Source organism: Pseudomonas nitroreducens, from assembly GCF_010994165.1.
GTDB lineage: Bacteria > Pseudomonadota > Gammaproteobacteria > Pseudomonadales > Pseudomonadaceae > Pseudomonas > Pseudomonas nitroreducens.
The window spans coordinates 423,937-442,175 of sequence record NZ_WMBX01000006.1; the positions used below are offsets into that span (position 1 = coordinate 423,937).

Below are 18,239 nucleotides of genomic sequence, written 5' to 3' on the forward strand. Positions count from 1 at the left end.
TGCCTGACCTGCCGATAGAACAACAACACGTCACAAGGAGAGTCGTTTGAAGCTCAAGGCCTTCTGCTGGGCGCTCGCCAGCATCCTGTCCCCCGTCATTTCCGCTCCTGTCGTGGCGCAGACCTACGTGGTCGGCGTCGAGAACCTTCCCTTCGCTCCGCACTACAGCACCGATGCCCAGGGCAATTACCAGGGCTTCGCCCGCGATGTGCTGGATCTGTTCGCCAGCAGCAGCGGCATCACCCTGGAATACCGTCCGCTACCGGTGGACGCGCTGCTGCCGGCGCTGCTTTCCGGCGAGGTCGATCTCAAGTATCCCGACAACCCCGACTGGGCTCCGGAGCAGAAGGCCGGCAAGACCCTGCGCTATAGCCAGCCGGTGACGCAGTACGTCGATGGCGTGCTGGTTGCGCCGGAGCGCCTGGGGCAGGGCATCGGCGCGCTGAAGCGGCTGGCGCTGGTGGAAGGCTGGACGCCGCGGGGCTACGAGGCGCCGATCCAGGCCGGGCAGATCAGCCTGGCGCCCAGCGCCGACCTTCGGCAGATGGTTCATACCGCGCTGAAGAGGCAGGCCGACGGCGCCTACTTCAACGTGGTGGTCGCCACTTACTACCTGGACAACATTCGCGCCAAGCCCGGTGCGCTGGTGTTCGATCCTTCGCTGCCGCATACCCGCAGCGCGTTCCACCTGTCCACGGTGAGGCAGGGCGACCTCATCCAGCGCTTCGACCGCTTCCTCGTCGACCATGCCAAGGAAGTCGCAGCGCTCAAGGCCAAGTACGGCGTCGAGGCGAGCCTGGACTCCGAGCACCTGGGCGTCGAGCAGTGGAAGGTGGATTTCCTCGAGCGGCAGAAAGCGAAACAGAAGTCGCCCTGATCCTCCATCTTCCCTAGAATCGCCGCTGTCGTTTGCGCGCCAGCCGTAGGGAGGATGAAGTGCGCCGCGCTTTGTTCATCTGTAGCCGCAACCGCTTGCGCAGTCCCACTGCCGAAGCTGTCTTCGCCAACTGGCCGGAGGTCGAGACCGACTCCGCTGGGTTGGCGCAGGACGCGGAGGTTCTGCTGGGCGTCGAGCAGTTGGAGTGGGCTGATCTGGTGTTCGTCATGGAGCGCAGGCAGCGACAGGCGCTGCTGCGCCGATTCCCCATGGCGATGCGCGGCAAGCGCCTGGTATGCCTGGATATCCCCGATAACTACGGCTACCTGCAACCGGAGCTGGTGCGGATTCTCGAGCACAAGGTCGGGCCTTTCCTGCGGCAGGCTCAGGCGTGAGCGAAGTCCGTATTGCGCTCCGGGATGCAGTGCTGGTCTGCCCGGGGTTCCGTATCCAGGCCCAGCCCGAGCCTTCGCTGGAGATCGATGGCGACCTGCTCTGGGCGCTGGAGCAGCCGCAATGGTGCGAGCTGGCCGTGTTGCTGGAAGAGCGCGACGGCGCGTTGTGGATTGTGCCGGTGCCGCTTGCGCAGCAGGCGGGGTTCGATCCGCAGCGGGTGATCGGCTGGCGTGATGAGCCTGTGCGCATCATGCAGCCCGAAGGTGTGGAGGATGCCGAGGCCGCCATCCATTGGTGGCGCGGCGGGGCGGTCGAGGACGTGCGCGGGCGCGTCAGTCATCATCCCTGGGGGCGCCTGCTGCGTCTTGAGGGGCCGGGGATCGGCCCCGAGCACATTCTCTTTCCCCGTGGGCACGGCTGCGTCTACCTCGGTCATCTGGACACGGACTGGCGCCGGCTGCGGATCGAGCCGACTTCCTGATTTCGGCGCACCCTAAGATTTCCGGAACCGAAGCGCAGCGGTCGCAGCCTAAATCTGCACTGTCCCAGCGAGGTGCTCCGCATGGCCACCGAAAAACCGCCCGCTCGCGGCGCAGCCCAGTCGCGGCCGCGTAGCAAGGGCAGCGACTCTGCCGCAACGCGCAAGACCGCACCAGGCACCCAGGCCAGGGAATCGAAGGCGGGCAGTGATACCGCGGACGATCTCTCTGCCGAAGAGCGTCGCAAGGTCGAGAAGAGCCAGCCGCCGCGCGCACTGGTGTTGCACGAAGTCATACGCCTGCAAGGCAACCACGAACTGGAGCGCACCCTGGCGGCGCTCTGGTGGTCGGCGCTGGCCGCCGGCCTGACCATCGGCTTGTCGCTGATGGCCATGGGGCTGTTCCGCGCGCGTCTGCCTGATCACGACATGGCAGTGATCACCACCAGCCTCGGGTATCCGGTGGGCTTTCTGGCAATCATTCTCGCGCGCCAGCAACTGTTCACCGAGAACACCCTGACGGCGGTATTGCCGGTCATGAGCGAGCCGACGCTGGAGAAGTTCGGGCAGCTCCTGCGGCTGTGGTCGGTAGTGTTGGCGGGCAACATCGTCGGTGCGCTGCTGTTCGCCTACGGCATGCTGCACCTGCCGATCTTCGATACCAAGGTGGATCAGGCTTTCCTGGAGATCGGCCGCGAGGTCATGGAGAACGACCATTGGCAGATGTTTTCCAAGGGCATCGTCTCTGGCTGGATGATCGCCACCATGGTCTGGCTGGTGCCGGCGGCGGAGAACGCCAAGGTGTGGATCATTTTCCTGGTCACCTACCTGATGGCGCTGGGCAGTTTCAGCCACATCGTGGTCGGCACCTGCGAAGTGGGTTACCTGATGTTTGCCGGGGAGGTCGGGCTGGCGGCGTTCGTCGTCGACTTCGCGTTGCCCACGCTGGTGGGCAATATCGTCGGCGGCAGCCTGATCTTTGCCTTGATGAGCCACGCCCAGGTTCGCAGCGATACCTCATCGCCGCCGGAAAAAGTCCCGAAAAAGAAAACGGCGCCCTGAGGCGCCGTTTTTCTTCGTGCGGTTTGAAGCGAGGCGTCAGATGCCCAGCTTGTCGCGCATGGTGTAGTACCAGGCGCCGATCGCGGAGAACGGAACCTGGAACATGCGACCACCCGGGAAGGGGTAGTGCGGCAGGGTGGCGAAGGCGTCGAAACGTTCGGCCTGGCCACGCAGCACCTCGGCCAGCAGTTTGCCTGCCAGGTGGGTGTAGGTCACGCCGTGGCCGGAGCAGCCCTGGGAGTAATAGATGTTGTCGCCGATGCGGCCAACCTGCGGCAGACGCGAGAGGGTCAGCAGGAAGTTGCCGGTCCAGGCGAAGTCGATCTTCACGTCCTTCAGCTGTGGGAAGACCTTCAGCATCTTCGGACGAATGATCGCCTCGATGTTCGACGGATCGCGCGCACCGTAGACCACGCCGCCACCGAAGATCAGGCGGTTGTCGCCGGTCAGGCGGTAGTAGTCGAGCAGGTAGTTGCAGTCCTCGACGCAGTAGTCGGTCGGCAGCAGGGACTTGGCCAGGTCGGCGCTCAGCGGCTCGGTGGTGATCACCTGGGTGCCGCACGGCATGGACTTGGAAGCCAGCTCCGGCACCAGGCCGCCGAGGTAGGCGTTACCGGCTACCACGATAAACTTGGCTTTCACGCGGCCCTTCGGGGTGTGCACGACCGGGTTGGCGCCACGGTCGATCTTCACGGCAGGGGACTGCTCGTGGATCACGCCGCCCAGGGATTCCACGGCTGCGGCTTCGCCCAGGGCGAGGTTCAGCGGGTGGATGTGGCCGCCGCTCATGTCGAGCATGCCGCCGACATAGCTGTCGGTGCCCACGACTTCGCGGATGCGCTTGGCGTCCATCAGTTCCAGCTGGGTGTGGCCGAAGCGCTCCCACAGCTTTTTCTGCGACTCCAGGTGGCCCATCTGCTTGGCGCTGAGGGCTGCGAACACGCCGCCGTCCTTCAGGTCGCACTGGATGTTGTACTTGGCGATACGCTCGCGAATGATGCGGCCGCCTTCGAAGGCCATGTCGCCCAGCAGCTTGGCCTGCTTGGCGCCAACGGAGCGCTCGATGACGTCGATGTCGCGGCTATAGCTATTGACGATCTGGCCGCCGTTACGGCCCGACGCACCGAAGCCAACCTTGGCGGCTTCCAGTACGGTGACCTTGAAACCGTTTTCCAGCAGGAACAGGGCGGTCGACAGGCCGGTGTAGCCAGCGCCGATCACGCAGACATCGGTTTCCACCTCGCCCTGCAGTTCAGGACGGGCCGGGACCGGGTTGGCCGAAGCTGCGTAATAGGAAGAGGGGTAGGAAGTGTGCGGCATAATGCACCTGTGTTTGTTATTTTTTACGAGATGTGCGGATGCTACCTGAGTCGAATCTGGCCGGCTAGTGCCCGTGCAAAATAATTTACGGACGGTCGAACATAAAAAAATTCACTTTTTCAGTGGCTTAGCTGAAAAAAGTGCTTGACCGGTGAAAACGATCGCGTAGAATGCGCCCCACACGACAGGCACATAGCTCAGTTGGTTAGAGCACCACCTTGACATGGTGGGGGTCGTTGGTTCGAGTCCAATTGTGCCTACCAAACATAATCGCTTCGGCGATTTCAGAAAGGGCGATCCGAAAGGATCGCCCTTTTTGTTTGTCTTTAGGAAAGTGGCTTCTCTGCAGGGGGGGATGTCGCGCCTGCTATGTTTTCTCCTGGCTGATGGTCGGAGGTGGTGATGCTCGGTCTGCGATCCTGGTTGTTGTTCGGTGCGCTCTTGGTGCCGTTGCCGGCGCTGGCGGAAATGCAGGTGATCTGGCCGCAGGGTTGGGAAGTGTCGCGCTCGCCGGTTGATGCGGCAGCGGACGCGCCAGTGGTTCGTCAACGCGGCGTGCGCTTGGCTGAAGACGGTTCTCAAGACCTGGTCATGGAGGTCACGCGCAGTCGGCTCGGCTCCGGCGTCAGGGTCAGTGCCGAGAATGTCATCGTCGAGATGCGCAAGGCGTTGCAGAAGGACTTCATGCGCCAGGGCTTCCAGGCGGCTTGCAGCAAGCCGTTGGATACCCTGCTTGGTGGTCTGGAGGGTCTGGAGGTGCATTGCGGGATCAGCCAGAACGGCACTGAAGTGCTCAAGCAGACCGTGCAGGTGGCGCTGGGTGATGGCGCGGCCTATTCATTGACCTATGCGGCGCCTGCGCAGCGCTATGCGGAATTGCTGCAGGAGATCGAGACGGTGAAGGCGGGCATCAGCCTGCGCTGACTTCTTCCTTTATATGGATGGCAGAAAAGCAAAAGCCCCGCTCATGCGGGGCTTTTTCGATTCCGGGCTCAGGCAGCGATGGTGGCTTGCACTCGCTGGATCACCGCGTTCAGCGGCGCCTCGCCCTGATATTGCTGGGGGTAGAGGCGTTCGGTGTGCTTGGCGATGCCATGCTCGTTGACCAGGGTGAAGCTGAAGCCATGCTTGCGCTTGGCCTGGATGACGCAGTTCAGAGGGGCGAAGGCCGCCGAGAGGGTGCCAATCGCCTCCAGGATTTGCGGGGAGGTTTTCATTGTCTTGTCTTTCCAAATAGGTAACGGTCCTATGACCGTCGAAATCGTCAAAAGCTCCGGTTGCGATCTGAGAATGCAGAAAACGTATGACCGGGATATGGCAGCGATTGGAAACTTGGGGGTCGGTTCGCGTCACTCTGCGGTGTTGGGTAATTGCAGGTGATTTGACGTGGGGCGCTGGTCGCTCGGGCAAGCTTTCCTGGCACGGTTGGCGTGCTCTGGAATCGATGCGGAGGATGCGCTGGCCGTGGCCCTGTAGACCCCAGCTTCTGCCCTGGATCAGGTAGGGAGTGCTGGGAGGGGCGACCTTGGGTTTGGTTTTCGCTGGGGGGATTATAAGGATTTCTGCTAACGATGGCTAGTTTTTATACAGCCGCCGGTCAGTTCCTTCTGGGAGGGTGAGAGATTCCGCGGAGCGGGAGCGCTCCGCGGAACAATCGGACTCACTGCAGCCAGGATTCCACGGTGTCGCCACCGTACTGTTGTTTCCAGGCTTTCAGGGTCTTGTGGTTGCCGCCCTTGGTCTCGATGGTCTCGCCATTGTGCGGGTTCTTGTAGATCTTCAGTTGGCGAGTGCGGCGCGCCGGCTGTGCGGCTGCGGGCTCGGTGGAAGTCTGCGGGTCGAGAATCTCGATGACGTTGCGCAGGTTCATGCCGTACTGGTCCATCAAGGCTTGCAGTTGATCCTTGAACTCCAGTTCCTTTTTCAGGCCGCCATCGCTCTTGAGTTTCTCGAGCAGGGCGAGTTGTTCCTGGAGTTTGCGCTCGGCTTCGCGGAATTCCGCAAGTTTGGACATCTGGGTGCTCCCGTATGTAGGGTGATTTGTACGGGGCGATTCTGTGTTCTGGTGATTGTTCGCGTCAACTGAATATATGAATTGTTGCGATTGGGAAAACACACTTTAAATGTAATCAGCGGATGAAGGGTTGGTGGATTAATTGAGTGATTGGGGATAATGCGCGGGCTAAAGGGTGTGGTTGGGTTTCGTTCGGGCTGAGTAATCCCTGCAAATCCTGTGTGATTTATTGTGGTGCGTTGCCTGTGGGTGCTGGATGAATTTCGAGATTGTGAAATACCGGGTCAATGACTATGAACTGACGTGCCAGGTTGCCGGGCAGGGCGTGCCCCTGCTGCTGGTACACGGGTCGCTTTGCGACTACCGCTATTGGCAGGCACAGGTCGAAGCCTTGTCTGCCCGTTACCGTGTGATCGTGCCCAGCTTGCGCCATTATTTCCCGGAGCAATGGGGCGGCCAGGGGATTGGCTTTTCGACGGAACAGCATGTTGATGATCTTCTCGCCTTGATCGACCAGTTACCTGCGCCGGTCCATCTGCTGGGGCATTCGCGGGGCGGCAACATCTGTTTGCGAGTGGCACTGATGGCTCCGCATAAATTGCTCTCTTTGGCGCTGGCTGATCCAGGTGGAGACTTTGCGGACAATGTCTTCACTGGAGCAAATATTGAAGCGCCGGTATCTCCTGTCGAACGCAATCAGTTTCGCCAGCAGGCGCTTGGAATGATTCGCGAGGGAGATGTTGAAGGAGGGTTGCAGCTCTTTGTCGATACTGTCAGTGGGGCGGGAGTCTGGTCGAGGTCATCTGCACAGTTTCGTGAAATGGCGACGGCCAATGCCATGACCTTGGTTGGGCAGGTTGCCGATCATCCTGCGCCTATTAATCGGGAGTCGATATCGCAGTTGCAGTTGCCAGTATTGCTGATCGGCGGAGCCAGAAGTCCGGAGCCGTTTCCGCGAATCCTCCAGGCGCTGCAACTGAGTCTTGCGGATGCGCGCTTGGTGACGATTTCCGGCGCCTCCCATGGCATGAATGTGATCCGTCCGGCGTCCTTCAATCGCGCTGTGCTGGAATTTGTCGATCAGTACTGAGCGAAGTCAGGCTCTGCGCTCGTCAGCTTGCGCAACTTGCAGTAACATCCAGCGCCCTGTCCGCTATTGTTTGCGATCAGGTTTTCGATTTCTTCCAGTGATCTACGTCCGCGCGCGAAAGCGCAGGGTGCCGACAAGGCGCCTGCCACTGTGAGGCAGGCCTGCCCGGCGGGCGACGCTTACTGGCACATCCCAACCCATGTGGCCTTTCGTAGGGGTCACCACTAGGAGAGGAGGCGCCATGCCCATCATTACTCTTCCCGACGGTAGTCAGCGTTCCTTCGATCATCCGGTCAGCGTGACCGAGGTGGCGCAATCCATTGGTGCGGGCCTGGCGAAAGCCACCCTGGCCGGCAAGGTCAACGGCCGTCTGGTCGATGCCTGCGACATCATCGACAGCGACGCGACTCTGCAGATCATTACCCCGAAGGACGAGGACGGGCTGGAAATCATCCGCCACTCCTGCGCTCACCTGGTGGGCCACGCGGTCAAGCAGCTGTATCCGACCGCCAAGATGGTCATCGGCCCGGTGATCGACGAAGGCTTCTATTACGACATCGCCTTCGAGCGTCCCTTCACGCCGGAAGACATGGCCGCCATCGAAAAGCGCATGGCCGAGCTGATCGAGAAGGACTACGACGTCATCAAGAAGATGACGCCGCGTGCCGAAGTCATCGAGACCTTCAAGGCTCGTGGTGAGGAGTACAAGCTGCGCCTCATCGACGACATGCCGGACGAGAAGGCCATGGGCCTGTACTTCCACGAGGAGTACGTGGACATGTGCCGTGGCCCGCATGTGCCCAACACCCGGTTCCTGAAAGCCTTCAAGCTGACCAAGATTTCCGGCGCCTACTGGCGTGGCGACTCGAAAAACGAGCAGCTGCAGCGCGTCTATGGCACCGCCTGGGCGGACAAGAAGCAGCTGGCTGCCTACATCCAGCGCATCGAAGAAGCCGAAAAGCGCGATCACCGCCGTATCGGCAAGCAGCTCGACCTCTTCCACCTCCAGGAAGAAGCGCCGGGCATGGTCTTCTGGCACCCGAACGGCTGGACCGTCTATCAGGTGCTCGAGCAGTACATGCGCAAGGTGCAGCGCGACCACGGTTACGTGGAGGTTCGTACCCCGCAGGTCGTCGACCGCATCCTGTGGGAGCGCTCCGGCCACTGGACCAACTACGCCGAGAACATGTTCACCACTTCGTCGGAAAGCCGCGACTTCGCGGTTAAGCCGATGAACTGCCCATGCCACGTGCAGATCTTCAACCAGGGCCTGAAGTCCTACCGCGACCTGCCGCTGCGTCTCGCCGAGTTTGGCGCGTGTCACCGCAACGAACCGTCCGGCGCGCTGCACGGCATCATGCGTGTACGTGGCTTTACCCAGGACGATGCGCACATCTTCTGCACCGAAGAGCAGGTAAAGAAGGAAGCGGCCGACTTCATCAAGCTGACCCTGCAGGTCTATTCGGACTTCGGTTTCAGCGATGTCTCCATGAAGCTGTCCACCCGTCCGGCCAAGCGCGTCGGTTCCGAAGAGCTGTGGGATCGGGCCGAAAGTGCTCTGGCCGACGCTCTGAACGAATCCGGCCTGGAGTGGGAATACCAGCCGGGCGAAGGTGCCTTCTACGGTCCGAAGATCGAGTTCACCCTGAAGGACTGCCTTGGCCGTAACTGGCAGTGCGGCACCCTTCAGTACGATCCGAACCTGCCGGAGCGCCTGGATGCCAGCTATATCGCCGAAGATAACAGCCGTACCCGTCCGGTCATGCTGCACCGCGCGATCCTCGGCTCGTTCGAACGCTTCATCGGTATGCTGATCGAGCACTACGCCGGTCTGTTCCCGGCCTGGCTCGCACCGACCCAGGCGGTGGTGATGAATATCACTGACAAGCAGGGCGAATGGGCCGAAGAAGTGGTGCGTCAGCTCGAGCAAAGCGGATTCCGTGCCAAGTCTGACTTGAGAAACGAGAAAATTGGCTTTAAAATCCGCGAGCATACTTTGCTCAAGGTTCCCTATCTGCTGGTTATTGGTGATAGGGAAGTTGAATCGCAGGCCGTCGCCGTACGTACGCGCGAAGGGGCAGACCTCGGCTCGATGCCGGTCGCCCAGTTCGCGGAGCTTCTCGCTCAGGCGGTTTCCCGGCGTGGTCGCCAAGACTCGGAGTAATCATTATTAAGCGTGAAATGAGACAGGATAAGCGGGCTCTCCCGAAACCACCGATCAACGAAAACATCACCGCCCGTGAGGTGCGTCTGATTGGTGCCGACGGTCAACAGATTGGCGTGGTCTCCCTCGACGAGGCCCTCCGTCTAGCCGACGAGGCCAAGCTGGACCTGGTGGAAATTTCTGCTGATGCGGTGCCTCCTGTCTGCCGCATCATGGACTACGGCAAGCACCTCTTCGAGAAGAAGAAGCAAGCCGCTGCTGCGAAGAAAAACCAGCACCAGCAACAGATCAAAGAAATCAAGTTTCGTCCAGGGACGGAAGAAGGGGATTACCAGGTAAAACTACGCAACCTGGTACGTTTCCTTAATGAAGGGGACAAGGCCAAGGTATCGCTTCGATTCCGTGGTCGTGAGATGGCCCACCAGGAGCTGGGCATGGAGCTGTTGAAGCGAGTCGAAAACGACCTCGCCGAAGTCGGCACCGTGGAACAGCATCCTAAGCTGGAAGGACGCCAGCTGATGATGGTCATCGCTCCCAAGAAGCGTAAATAACCTCCCGGGCACTGGCAGGCCTGATGGTTATCAGTTGTTAACGAATGCGGAGTACTAAACATGCCAAAGATGAAAACCAAGAGTGGCGCCAAAAAGCGCTTCAAAGTGACTGCTGGTGGCATCAAGCACAAGCACGCTTTCAAGAGCCACATCCTGACCAAAATGACCACCAAGCGTAAGCGTCAGCTGCGCGGCACTTCGATGCTCGCTGCTTCCGACGTTCGCCGTGTAGCGCGCTCCCTGCGTCTGCGTTGATTTCTGGTAGAGGATAAATAAATGGCTCGTGTTAAGCGTGGCGTAATTGCCCGTCGTCGTCACAAAAAGATTCTGAAGCTCGCAAAAGGCTACTACGGCGCGCGCTCGCGCGTGTTCCGTGTTGCCAAGCAGGCGGTAATCAAAGCAGGCCAATACGCCTACCGCGACCGTCGTCAGCGCAAGCGTCAGTTCCGCGCCCTGTGGATCGCCCGTATCAACGCTGGTGCTCGTCAGAACGGTCTGTCGTACAGCCGTCTGATCGCTGGCCTGAAAAAGGCGGCCATCGAGATCGACCGTAAGGTACTGGCCGATCTGGCTGTGAACGAAAAAGCGGCGTTTACCGCGATTGTCGAGAAAGCGAAGGCCAGCCTGGCTTAAGCCCCACGACAGTTACCGGATCTCGGTCCGGACGTAACGTCACCGATAGGGGAAGAGCCTTACCGCTCTTCCCCTATTTTGTATCTGGAGTTGGTACATGGAAAACCTGGACGCGCTGGTTTCGCAGGCCCTGGACGCCGTGCGAAACACCGAAGACGTCAACGCCCTGGAGCAGATCCGGGTTCACTACCTCGGCAAAAAAGGCGAGCTGACCCAGGTCATGAAGACCCTGGGCGACCTGCCGGCCGAAGAGCGCCCCAAGGTCGGCGCGCTGATCAACGTTGCCAAGGAAAAGGTTCAGGATGTTCTGAACGCCCGCAAGGCTGAGCTGGAGGGCGCCGCCCTCGCCGCCAAGCTGGCAGCCGAACGCATCGACGTGACCCTGCCGGGCCGTGGCCAGTCCTCCGGTGGCCTGCATCCGGTCACCCGCACCAAGGAACGCATCGAGCAGTGCTTCACCCGCATCGGCTATGAAGTGGCCGAGGGTCCGGAAGTCGAAGACGACTACCACAACTTCGAAGCGCTCAACATTCCGGGCCACCACCCGGCTCGTGCCATGCACGACACCTTCTACTTCAATGCGAACATGCTGCTGCGCACCCATACCTCGCCGGTACAGGTCCGCACCATGGAAAACCAGAAGCCGCCAATTCGCATTGTCTGCCCGGGCCGCGTCTACCGTTGCGACTCCGACCTGACCCACTCGCCCATGTTCCACCAGGTCGAAGGTCTGCTGGTCGATGAAGACGTCAGCTTCGCCGACCTCAAAGGCACCATCGAGGAATTCCTCCGCGCCTTCTTCGAGAAGGAATTCTCCGTCCGCTTCCGTCCGTCCTTCTTCCCCTTCACCGAGCCTTCGGCGGAAGTCGACATCCAGTGCGTGCTCTGCAGCGGCGAAGGCTGCCGCGTCTGCAAGCAGACCGGCTGGCTGGAAGTCATGGGCTGCGGCATGGTCCACCCTGACGTGCTGCGCATGTCTGGCATCGACCCCGAGAAATACCAGGGCTTCGCCTTTGGCATGGGTATCGAGCGTCTGGCCATGCTGCGCTATGGCGTGAACGACTTGCGCCTGTTCTTCGACAACGATCTGCGGTTCCTCGGCCAGTTCCGCTAGCCCGCACGACCGTCAACGCATTTAGGAGAGCAGGATGAAATTCAGTGAACAGTGGCTGCGGAGCTGGGTAAATCCGCAGGTATCCCGTGACGAGCTGGTGGCTCGTCTGTCCATGGCCGGCCTTGAGGTCGACGCCGTGATCCCGGTTGCTGGCCAGTTCAGCGGCGTGGTCGTGGGCGAGGTGCTGTCGACCGAGCAGCACCCGGACGCCGACAAGCTGCGCGTCTGCCAGGTCAGCAACGGTTCGGAGACCTTCCAGGTCGTCTGTGGCGCGCCCAACGTGCGCCCGGGTCTGAAGATCCCCTTCGCCATGATCGGCGCCGAACTGCCGGGCGACTTCAAGATCAAGAAGGCCAAGCTGCGCGGCGTTGAATCCAACGGCATGCTCTGCTCGGCCAAAGAGCTGGAAATCAGCGAAGAGAACGCCGGCCTGATGGAGCTCGCCGCGGATGCGCCGGTGGGCGCCAATATCCGCGACTACCTCGAACTGGATGATGCCTCCATCGAGATCGGCCTGACCCCGAACCGTGGCGACTGCCTGTCCCTGACCGGTCTCGCTCGCGAAGTCGGCGCGCTGTACAGCGCCGAGGTCAGGCCGGTAGTGGTCAACGCCGTTGCCCCGCAGATCGACGAGGTGCGCAGTGTTGAGCTGCTGGCGCCCAAGTCCTGCCCGCGCTACCTCGGCCGCGTCGTTCGTAACGTCGACCTGAGCAAGCCGACTCCCCTGTGGATGGTTGAGCGCCTGCGCCGTTCCGACATTCGCAGCATCGACGCCGCCGTCGACATCACCAACTACGTGATGATCGAACTGGGTCAGCCGATGCACGCCTTCGACCTCGATGAAATCAAGGGCGGCGTGCGCGTGCGCATGGCGGAGGAGGGCGAGAAGCTCGTCCTGCTCGACGGCCAGGAAGTCACCCTGCGTGCCGACACCCTGGTGATTGCCGACCACGAACGCGCCCTGGCCATTGCCGGCGTGATGGGGGGCGAGCACAGCGGCGTCAGCGCCAAGACGCGCGACCTGTTCCTCGAAAGCGCCTTCTTCGACAACATTGCTGTTGCTGGCAAGGCTCGTTCCTACGGCCTGCACACCGATGCCTCGCATCGCTTCGAGCGTGGCGTGGACTCGCAACTGGCTCGTCGCGCCATGGAGCGTGCTACCGAGCTACTGTTGCAGATCGTCGGCGGCGAAGCTGGTCCGATCGTGGAAGCATTCAGTGAAGCGGACCTGCCCAAGGTTGCTCCGGTTACCCTGCGTGCCGAGCGCGTTACCCAGATGCTGGGCATGACCCTGGAAAACACCGAGATCGAGCGTCTGCTCACCGCCCTGGAGTTCGACGTCCAGAAAGCCGGTGCCGATGCCTGGACCGTTGGTGTGCCGAGCCATCGCTTCGACGTATCGATCGAAGTCGACCTGATCGAAGAGTTGGGTCGCCTGTACGGCTACAACCGTCTGCCGGTTCGCTACCCGCAGGCGCGCCTGGCACCGAACACCAAGTCCGAGTCCCAGGCCGAGCTGCCGGCGCTGCGCCGCCTGCTGGTCGCCCGTGACTACCAGGAGGCCATCACCTATAGCTTCATCGATCCCAAGCTGTTCCAGCTGTTCCACCCCGGTGTCGAGCCGCTGATGCTGGCCAACCCGATCTCCGCCGACATGGCCGCCATGCGCGCCTCGCTCTGGCCGGGGCTGGTGAAGTCCCTGCAGCACAACCTCAACCGTCAGCAGACCCGCGTGCGCCTGTTCGAAAGCGGCCTGCGCTTTGTCGGTCAACTGGAAGGGCTGGTGCAGGAAAACATGCTCGCCGGCGTCGTCTGCGGTGCACGTCAGCCGGAAGGCTGGGCGAATGGTCGCGAGAGCGTCGACTTCTTCGACGTGAAAGCCGACGTCGAAGCGCTGCTGGGTAACGCCGGCGCCATCGAAGCCTTCACCTTCTCCCCAGCGGAACACCCAGCGCTGCACCCGGGCCAGACCGCCAAGATCGAGCGCGATGGCCTGCTGGTCGGCTACATCGGCGCGCTGCACCCGGAACTGGCCAAGGCGCTGGACCTGGATCGCCCTGTGTACCTCTTCGAGCTGGTCCTGGCCGAAGTAGCCAAGGGTCGTCTGCCGAAATTCAGCGAACTGTCGCGCTTCCCCGAAGTACGTCGTGACCTGGCGCTGATCGTCGATCTGGATACTCCGGCCGAGTTCGTGCTGGCCAATATCCGTGAAACGGCGGGCGAATGGCTGACGGATCTCAGGTTGTTTGACGTCTACCACGGTAAAGGCATTGATCCGCTTAGAAAAAGCTTGGCCGTTGGCTTGACCTGGCAGCATCCATCACGCACTCTTAATGATGACGAGGTGAACGCGACTACGCAGAATATCGTCGCCTCGCTGGAACAAAGGTTCAACGCCACGTTAAGGAAGTAGCGTATGGGGGCTCTGACGAAAGCTGAAATTGCTGAACGTCTGTACGAAGAGCTGGGCCTGAATAAGCGGGAAGCCAAGGAACTGGTGGAGCTCTTTTTTGAAGAGATCCGCCAGGCGCTGGAGCATAACGAGCAGGTGAAGTTGTCGGGTTTCGGCAACTTCGATCTGCGCGACAAGCGTCAGCGTCCCGGACGCAACCCAAAGACGGGAGAGGAAATCCCGATCACAGCCCGGCGCGTCGTCACCTTTCGTCCAGGGCAGAAACTGAAGGCCAGGGTTGAGGCTTATGCTGGAACCAAGTCATAACGACGAGCTGCCCCCCATTCCGGGCAAGCGCTACTTCACCATCGGTGAAGTGAGCGATCTTTGCGCGGTGAAGCCGCACGTGCTGCGGTACTGGGAACAGGAGTTCCCGCAACTCAATCCGGTCAAGCGAAGGGGCAACCGGCGCTACTACCAGCGCCAGGACGTGCTCATGATTCGTCAGATCCGCGCACTCCTCTACGACCAGGGCTTCACCATCGGCGGCGCTCGCCAGCGCCTCACCGGCGACGAAGCACGCGAGGACGCCACCCAATATAAGCAACTGATCCGGCAGATGATCGCCGAATTGGAAGATGTACTGCATGTGCTGCGCAAGTAACTGAAAAAAATGAAAAAAGCACTTCTCCAATACAAATGTTTGGGGTATAGTGCGATCCGCTTCTGAGGGAACTCAAAAGCAACGTCGGGGCGTAGCGCAGCCTGGTAGCGCACTTGCATGGGGTGCAAGGGGTCGAGTGTTCGAATCACTCCGTCCCGACCAAATTTGATAAGCGGCTCAAGTACTTACAGTGCTTGGGCCGTTTTCATTTCTGGCTTGCGCAAAACTGGCGCAATATGAGCGCAAAAAAGTGCTGGAATCTCTGAGAATAGTCGTTCGCTGGAGCTGCAACTTGGTGGCGGCGATAGCGAGTGTCATGTCGGGCTGGTTCTGGTACCTATCTGCGGATCAGCAACAGATTGCTTATAGCTATTCTGTCCGGCCTCTGTGTATTGATCCTGCACAAACTGAGCACGTTGCCACTGTAATTTCTGAAATAACGGCCATGTCGCTGCAGTTAAACACTTGGGCTGCGATGGGGGCTGCTGTGGTGGGGTTCTCCGCGGGCATTGCGTTTTTCCTGTCCCTGCCGGACTAACTGTCTCCAATAATAATGCTCAGGTCTAGGTCGGGAATTGCGTCAGACCAAACCACCTCAGCATGGTCACGCTGATAGTTCTTCGTCATCTCCACGCTGGCATGCCCAGCGATCTTCTGGCCATCTTTCCCTGCCTTCTTATACAAATGCAGCGACAGGGCCCTGATCTCATGGAAGCCCGGCATCTCTTCGTCTTTCCATCCTGAATAGCAGGCTGCAGCGTCCCGCGCTTCCTTAAATGCCCTGGACAGATAACGCCCATCGATCTTCGTCCAATGATCCTTTCGGTCAGCAAGCCCCAGCTTCCGGTCCGGTCGCCGATGGATCAGGAAGGGGGAGGGGATGCCATCGTTACACCGATCCAATACATCCTGCAGCTCGCGGGTTACACGGAAGCGGATCCACGCGGCATCCGATACCTTGGCTGTCTTCTGCTGGATGACGTACAGAAACCCGTCCCGGACATCGTCGAATTTCATGGACAAGATATCTGATCGCCGTTGGCCAGTGATTAGCGCAAGATCAATCGCGTTCCGCAGCCAGGTCGGAGACTGTTCTCTGATCGCCTTGAGTCCATCCCCGGTGTGACGCTTCCGCTGCTTCTTTTCGATCCTGGGGATAGTCCCGGTTGCAGGATTATCCGGGCATAGTCCTTTGGCGGCGGCATGGTTGAAGATATCGATAAGTAGGGCTCTGGCTTGGTTGGCGGCTCGCGGGGTTAAACCATCGAGTAGTTCTGCGGCCATTCGAAGAGTGATTTCATCCACGGCCTTAGACGGCCAGGCTGCTCGGAACTGCCTGAATCTCACGGCGTAGAGTTCCAGGGTGGCCTTTGCCAACTCCCTTGGCGGCAATACTTCGCGTTGGTAGTAATCCAGAAAGTCGACGAACAAGGTTGTAGCCAGGCCTTTAACCTTGGCAACCAAGTCGGCACCCTCCATGAAGGTGAGATTCAGTTGTTTGGCAGCGTCAATTGCCTTGAGCCGATCCTTTCCGAATTGAAACCAGACACCATCAGTAGGGCGCCTGTACCTGAAAGTCCCACGCCGACTATCGAGGTAGAGATTCTGCGGAAGGGATCTATTTGCCTTATTGCGAGGACGCGGTGACATCAGCAGTGGTCCTTAAGCACCATGGTGACCAGTTCGTTGCTTGTCCCCTTATTGAACGCTCGCCAATCGACATACCAAAGCTTGCCGATCCTGACGCCCGGAATATCACCATTTCGGATCTGGTTACGTATTGTCTGACTGCAGAGCGGCGTGCCATTTGCTCCCCAGTACCGACGCTGAAACTCGGCAATCTTGATCAGTTCTCTGCTCATGCTTCCCCCTCAGGCTTCCAGTCCTCTCCATTGAGTCGAGCGGAGATCCACTGATCGATTTCCAGGGAGTCCCACCCCACTATCGATGGGCCAATCTGTTTGGCCTTGGGAAACGCTCCCGTGCTCATCCAGAGATAGATGGTCGAGCGCTTGATGCCGCAAAGATGAATCACCTCGGGTAGGCGCAGTATTCTGCGAGTGCGTGCCTTCGATTCCATTTCTCTTACTCCATCGCTGCTACTTGATCCGCTGATGTCATCAAATGGCGTAGCCCCGCCTGATGTAGCGATCATTTATGAGTCCAATGACGTGCTTTTCGAGGTCGCGAGTGCTGTAGCCCTTGGCGGTGTAGTGATCCTCGATCACGTGCCAAAAGGGCAAAGTACGCCCGACCTCTAAGGCTTTTTTTGGCGGGATGCGCTCCCGTGCGATCAGGCTGGCGAACTGGCCCAGGAACATCTCGCAGTTCTTGCCGGAGAAGCCCTGTGCGGTCTTGTAGTAGCGGCGGTATTCGGTGCGCTCGATGAGCGGATCTGCTTCCACCTGAACCTGGGTGTCGAGGCTGATCAGCGACCAGAAGGCGTCGAAGATCCCTTCCCGGGAAATCAGCTTGTAGTTGTCACAGGCGTACTGCCAGAGGCCTTGCAGGTGAGGGCAAATGCCCTCATAGGTACGGCAGCCGATCACCTCGCCGGAGGACATCGTGGAGCCTTCGGAGAATTGCTGGATGATGGAGTGGTGATAGCGGAACTCGATGCGCCATACGGTTTCCAGCGGGTTGAAGGCAGGTTCACCATCGCCGAAGGGATCGCCATTCAGGGACGCCCACACCGATTCCCAATAGTCGAGCTTGTCGGTCGCTCTCGCCTGTAGCGTCTTGTTGTACAGGCACATTTGCAGGCCGTTGGCCGAGCCAAACATGAAGGTTTCACCACGCCCATAGACCGAGGCGTTGCCGTCGTACTCGATGCGGTCGATGCCGCTGATCTGGCGTACACGCCGGGAACGGCAGTGCATGCGATCCACGAAGTCCACGGGTGGGGTCCAGCCCTGGACGTCGAGGGCGATGTGGACGGCGCACTGGTTCACCTCGCAGGCCGAGAGCACGCCAGCGGCGAGATCATCCATTACGCCCTGCAGGATCTTCGGATCGGCACCATCCAGGGCGTGTGGCGACACTTCAATCTTGAGGTGCGGGCCGATGTTTTCGAGCTTCACGTTATGGTTCTTGATCAGCAGGATCAGCCCCATGTCGGCGTTCTGCAGACGGTACTGGTAGCCCGAGTCGCGACCGATGCGGCCCTTGGCCCACTTGTAGCCGGCAAAGTTGACGAGATCCTCTGGCTCATCGAATAGCGCCATCACTTCCGGCCGGATCATGCCGTTGTACAGCTGCCGCACGGTATCGACGCCACAGCGCAGCAGGCGCACACCCGACAGGTCAGCAAATCTGCCGTTGCTCGGGTCCATGAAAATCCGTCCTTCGGACGACTCATAAAAATCCCCGTTCTCCTTGAGGATCAAGCGAAGGGGGTGAACTGCCTTTTTCATTCTTTCGTACCTTCAATGAGGTTTATTGAGGTGCTTACTCGTTAGCTATCCGACGTGTTACAGGGTCGTCG

Annotated in this window: 21 protein-coding genes and 2 tRNA genes; 16 read left to right on the plus strand and 7 right to left on the minus strand. The window is 60.0% G+C overall.

Annotation, left to right across the window (positions count from 1 at the left end):
- The first annotated feature begins 46 nt into the window (after positions 1 to 46).
- The 4 genes from GJV37_RS25785 (at position 47) to GJV37_RS25800 (ending at position 2,813) form a co-directional block, all read left to right on the plus strand.
- Positions 47 to 877, plus strand: a complete 831-nt coding sequence (locus GJV37_RS25785) for a substrate-binding periplasmic protein (RefSeq protein WP_193453072.1) — start codon at positions 47 to 49, stop codon at positions 875 to 877.
- Between the two features lie 59 nt (positions 878 to 936).
- Positions 937 to 1,272 carry a low molecular weight protein tyrosine phosphatase family protein gene (locus tag GJV37_RS25790; protein WP_170859716.1) on the plus strand — a complete coding sequence of 112 codons (336 nt, stop codon included), beginning with the start codon at positions 937 to 939 and terminating at the stop codon, positions 1,270 to 1,272.
- Entirely contained in the window at positions 1,269 to 1,754 is a 486-nt protein-coding gene (locus tag GJV37_RS25795) for a hypothetical protein (RefSeq protein WP_037017080.1), read from the plus strand. Before GJV37_RS25790 ends, GJV37_RS25795 begins: the two co-directional genes overlap by 4 nt.
- 81 nt (positions 1,755 to 1,835) lie before the next feature.
- Complete coding sequence (locus GJV37_RS25800) at positions 1,836 to 2,813, plus strand: formate/nitrite transporter family protein (protein ID WP_024763158.1); 978 nt, start codon at positions 1,836 to 1,838, stop codon at positions 2,811 to 2,813.
- Between the two features lie 36 nt (positions 2,814 to 2,849).
- Here GJV37_RS25800 and GJV37_RS25805 read toward each other — a convergent pair whose 3' ends face one another.
- A complete protein-coding gene (locus tag GJV37_RS25805; RefSeq protein WP_054911130.1) occupies positions 2,850 to 4,133 on the minus strand; it encodes an NAD(P)/FAD-dependent oxidoreductase in 1,284 nt (427 codons plus the stop codon).
- 186 nt (positions 4,134 to 4,319) lie between these two features.
- Between GJV37_RS25805 and GJV37_RS25810 the strand changes: the two genes are divergently transcribed.
- Positions 4,320 to 4,396 (plus strand) — tRNA-Val (locus tag GJV37_RS25810).
- 139 nt (positions 4,397 to 4,535) lie between these two features.
- Positions 4,536 to 5,057 carry a DUF4946 domain-containing protein gene (locus GJV37_RS25815; RefSeq protein ID WP_170859715.1) on the plus strand — a complete coding sequence of 174 codons (522 nt, stop codon included), beginning with the start codon at positions 4,536 to 4,538 and terminating at the stop codon, positions 5,055 to 5,057.
- A 68-nt stretch (positions 5,058 to 5,125) separates the two neighbouring features.
- On the opposite strand, the gene GJV37_RS25820 is transcribed toward GJV37_RS25815, so the two are convergent.
- Positions 5,126 to 5,350 (minus strand): hypothetical protein, encoded by a 225-nt coding sequence (locus tag GJV37_RS25820; RefSeq protein ID WP_017516486.1) that lies wholly within the window; start codon positions 5,348 to 5,350, stop codon positions 5,126 to 5,128.
- Between the two features lie 443 nt (positions 5,351 to 5,793).
- Positions 5,794 to 6,147, minus strand: a complete 354-nt coding sequence (locus GJV37_RS25825; RefSeq protein ID WP_024763161.1) for a histone-like nucleoid-structuring protein, MvaT/MvaU family — start codon at positions 6,145 to 6,147, stop codon at positions 5,794 to 5,796.
- 256 nt (positions 6,148 to 6,403) lie between these two features.
- On the opposite strand from GJV37_RS25825, the gene GJV37_RS25830 reads away from it, so the two are divergent.
- From GJV37_RS25830 to GJV37_RS25875, 10 genes are all read left to right on the plus strand, one after another.
- The gene (locus tag GJV37_RS25830; RefSeq protein ID WP_170859714.1) at positions 6,404 to 7,237 is read left to right on the plus strand and encodes an alpha/beta fold hydrolase; all 834 of its coding nucleotides are present in this window, start codon (positions 6,404 to 6,406) and stop codon (positions 7,235 to 7,237) included.
- A 241-nt stretch (positions 7,238 to 7,478) separates the two neighbouring features.
- Entirely contained in the window at positions 7,479 to 9,401 is a 1,923-nt protein-coding gene (gene thrS, locus GJV37_RS25835; RefSeq protein ID WP_037015433.1) for a threonine--tRNA ligase, read from the plus strand.
- Positions 9,401 to 9,952, plus strand: a complete 552-nt coding sequence (gene infC / locus GJV37_RS25840; RefSeq protein WP_169887484.1) for a translation initiation factor IF-3 — start codon at positions 9,401 to 9,403, stop codon at positions 9,950 to 9,952. Before thrS ends, infC begins: the two co-directional genes overlap by 1 nt.
- A gap of 60 nt (positions 9,953 to 10,012) precedes the next feature.
- Complete coding sequence (rpmI, locus tag GJV37_RS25845) at positions 10,013 to 10,207, plus strand: 50S ribosomal protein L35 (RefSeq protein ID WP_017516491.1); 195 nt, start codon at positions 10,013 to 10,015, stop codon at positions 10,205 to 10,207.
- Between the two features lie 21 nt (positions 10,208 to 10,228).
- Complete coding sequence (gene rplT, locus GJV37_RS25850; protein WP_003099086.1) at positions 10,229 to 10,585, plus strand: 50S ribosomal protein L20; 357 nt, start codon at positions 10,229 to 10,231, stop codon at positions 10,583 to 10,585.
- A 97-nt stretch (positions 10,586 to 10,682) separates the two neighbouring features.
- Positions 10,683 to 11,699 (plus strand): phenylalanine--tRNA ligase subunit alpha, encoded by a 1,017-nt coding sequence (gene pheS / locus GJV37_RS25855; protein WP_170859713.1) that lies wholly within the window; start codon positions 10,683 to 10,685, stop codon positions 11,697 to 11,699.
- Between the two features lie 34 nt (positions 11,700 to 11,733).
- Positions 11,734 to 14,112 (plus strand): phenylalanine--tRNA ligase subunit beta, encoded by a 2,379-nt coding sequence (gene pheT, locus GJV37_RS25860; RefSeq protein WP_193453073.1) that lies wholly within the window; start codon positions 11,734 to 11,736, stop codon positions 14,110 to 14,112.
- Between the two features lie 3 nt (positions 14,113 to 14,115).
- Positions 14,116 to 14,418 (plus strand): integration host factor subunit alpha, encoded by a 303-nt coding sequence (ihfA, locus tag GJV37_RS25865; RefSeq protein ID WP_003090661.1) that lies wholly within the window; start codon positions 14,116 to 14,118, stop codon positions 14,416 to 14,418.
- On the plus strand, positions 14,399 to 14,755 hold the full coding sequence (locus GJV37_RS25870) for a MerR family transcriptional regulator (protein WP_015476661.1): 357 nt from the start codon (positions 14,399 to 14,401) through the stop codon (positions 14,753 to 14,755). The genes ihfA and GJV37_RS25870 overlap by 20 nt, the downstream gene beginning before the upstream one ends.
- Before the next feature lie 85 nt (positions 14,756 to 14,840).
- Positions 14,841 to 14,917 (plus strand) — tRNA-Pro (locus GJV37_RS25875).
- 372 nt (positions 14,918 to 15,289) lie between these two features.
- On the opposite strand, the gene GJV37_RS25880 is transcribed toward GJV37_RS25875, so the two are convergent.
- The 4 genes from GJV37_RS25880 to GJV37_RS25895 are packed head-to-tail and all read right to left on the minus strand — an operon-like array spanning position 15,290 to position 18,168.
- Positions 15,290 to 16,405 (minus strand): tyrosine-type recombinase/integrase, encoded by a 1,116-nt coding sequence (locus GJV37_RS25880; protein WP_193453074.1) that lies wholly within the window; start codon positions 16,403 to 16,405, stop codon positions 15,290 to 15,292.
- Entirely contained in the window at positions 16,405 to 16,617 is a 213-nt protein-coding gene (locus GJV37_RS25885; protein WP_193453075.1) for a MerR family transcriptional regulator, read from the minus strand. Before GJV37_RS25885 ends, GJV37_RS25880 begins: the two co-directional genes overlap by 1 nt.
- Complete coding sequence (locus GJV37_RS25890; protein ID WP_343044086.1) at positions 16,614 to 16,910, minus strand: AlpA family transcriptional regulator; 297 nt, start codon at positions 16,908 to 16,910, stop codon at positions 16,614 to 16,616. Before GJV37_RS25890 ends, GJV37_RS25885 begins: the two co-directional genes overlap by 4 nt.
- Entirely contained in the window at positions 16,876 to 18,168 is a 1,293-nt protein-coding gene (locus GJV37_RS25895) for a hypothetical protein (RefSeq protein ID WP_193453076.1), read from the minus strand. Before GJV37_RS25895 ends, GJV37_RS25890 begins: the two co-directional genes overlap by 35 nt.
- Between the last annotated feature and the right edge of the window lie 71 nt (positions 18,169 to 18,239).

What these genes read in the sequence shown, in the direction of transcription:
- GJV37_RS25890 (WP_343044086.1), bottom strand. Translation starts at nt 16,910, where the DNA reads ATGATCGCTACATCAGGCGGGGCTACGCCATTTGATGACATCAGCGGA.
- GJV37_RS25820 (WP_017516486.1), bottom strand. Translation starts at nt 5,350, where the DNA reads ATGAAAACCTCCCCGCAAATCCTGGAGGCGATTGGCACCCTCTCGGCG.
- GJV37_RS25830 (WP_170859714.1), top strand. Translation starts at nt 6,404, where the DNA reads ATGAATTTCGAGATTGTGAAATACCGGGTCAATGACTATGAACTGACG.
- thrS (WP_037015433.1), top strand. Translation starts at nt 7,479, where the DNA reads ATGCCCATCATTACTCTTCCCGACGGTAGTCAGCGTTCCTTCGATCAT.
- GJV37_RS25885 (WP_193453075.1), bottom strand. Translation starts at nt 16,617, where the DNA reads ATGAGCAGAGAACTGATCAAGATTGCCGAGTTTCAGCGTCGGTACTGG.
- rplT (WP_003099086.1), top strand. Translation starts at nt 10,229, where the DNA reads ATGGCTCGTGTTAAGCGTGGCGTAATTGCCCGTCGTCGTCACAAAAAG.
- GJV37_RS25895 (WP_193453076.1), bottom strand. Translation starts at nt 18,168, where the DNA reads ATGAAAAAGGCAGTTCACCCCCTTCGCTTGATCCTCAAGGAGAACGGG.
- GJV37_RS25805 (WP_054911130.1), bottom strand. Translation starts at nt 4,133, where the DNA reads ATGCCGCACACTTCCTACCCCTCTTCCTATTACGCAGCTTCGGCCAAC.
- pheT (WP_193453073.1), top strand. Translation starts at nt 11,734, where the DNA reads ATGAAATTCAGTGAACAGTGGCTGCGGAGCTGGGTAAATCCGCAGGTA.
- GJV37_RS25870 (WP_015476661.1), top strand. Translation starts at nt 14,399, where the DNA reads ATGCTGGAACCAAGTCATAACGACGAGCTGCCCCCCATTCCGGGCAAG.
- pheS (WP_170859713.1), top strand. Translation starts at nt 10,683, where the DNA reads ATGGAAAACCTGGACGCGCTGGTTTCGCAGGCCCTGGACGCCGTGCGA.
- GJV37_RS25815 (WP_170859715.1), top strand. Translation starts at nt 4,536, where the DNA reads ATGCTCGGTCTGCGATCCTGGTTGTTGTTCGGTGCGCTCTTGGTGCCG.
- GJV37_RS25825 (WP_024763161.1), bottom strand. Translation starts at nt 6,147, where the DNA reads ATGTCCAAACTTGCGGAATTCCGCGAAGCCGAGCGCAAACTCCAGGAA.
- GJV37_RS25880 (WP_193453074.1), bottom strand. Translation starts at nt 16,405, where the DNA reads ATGTCACCGCGTCCTCGCAATAAGGCAAATAGATCCCTTCCGCAGAAT.
- ihfA (WP_003090661.1), top strand. Translation starts at nt 14,116, where the DNA reads ATGGGGGCTCTGACGAAAGCTGAAATTGCTGAACGTCTGTACGAAGAG.
- rpmI (WP_017516491.1), top strand. Translation starts at nt 10,013, where the DNA reads ATGCCAAAGATGAAAACCAAGAGTGGCGCCAAAAAGCGCTTCAAAGTG.
- GJV37_RS25800 (WP_024763158.1), top strand. Translation starts at nt 1,836, where the DNA reads ATGGCCACCGAAAAACCGCCCGCTCGCGGCGCAGCCCAGTCGCGGCCG.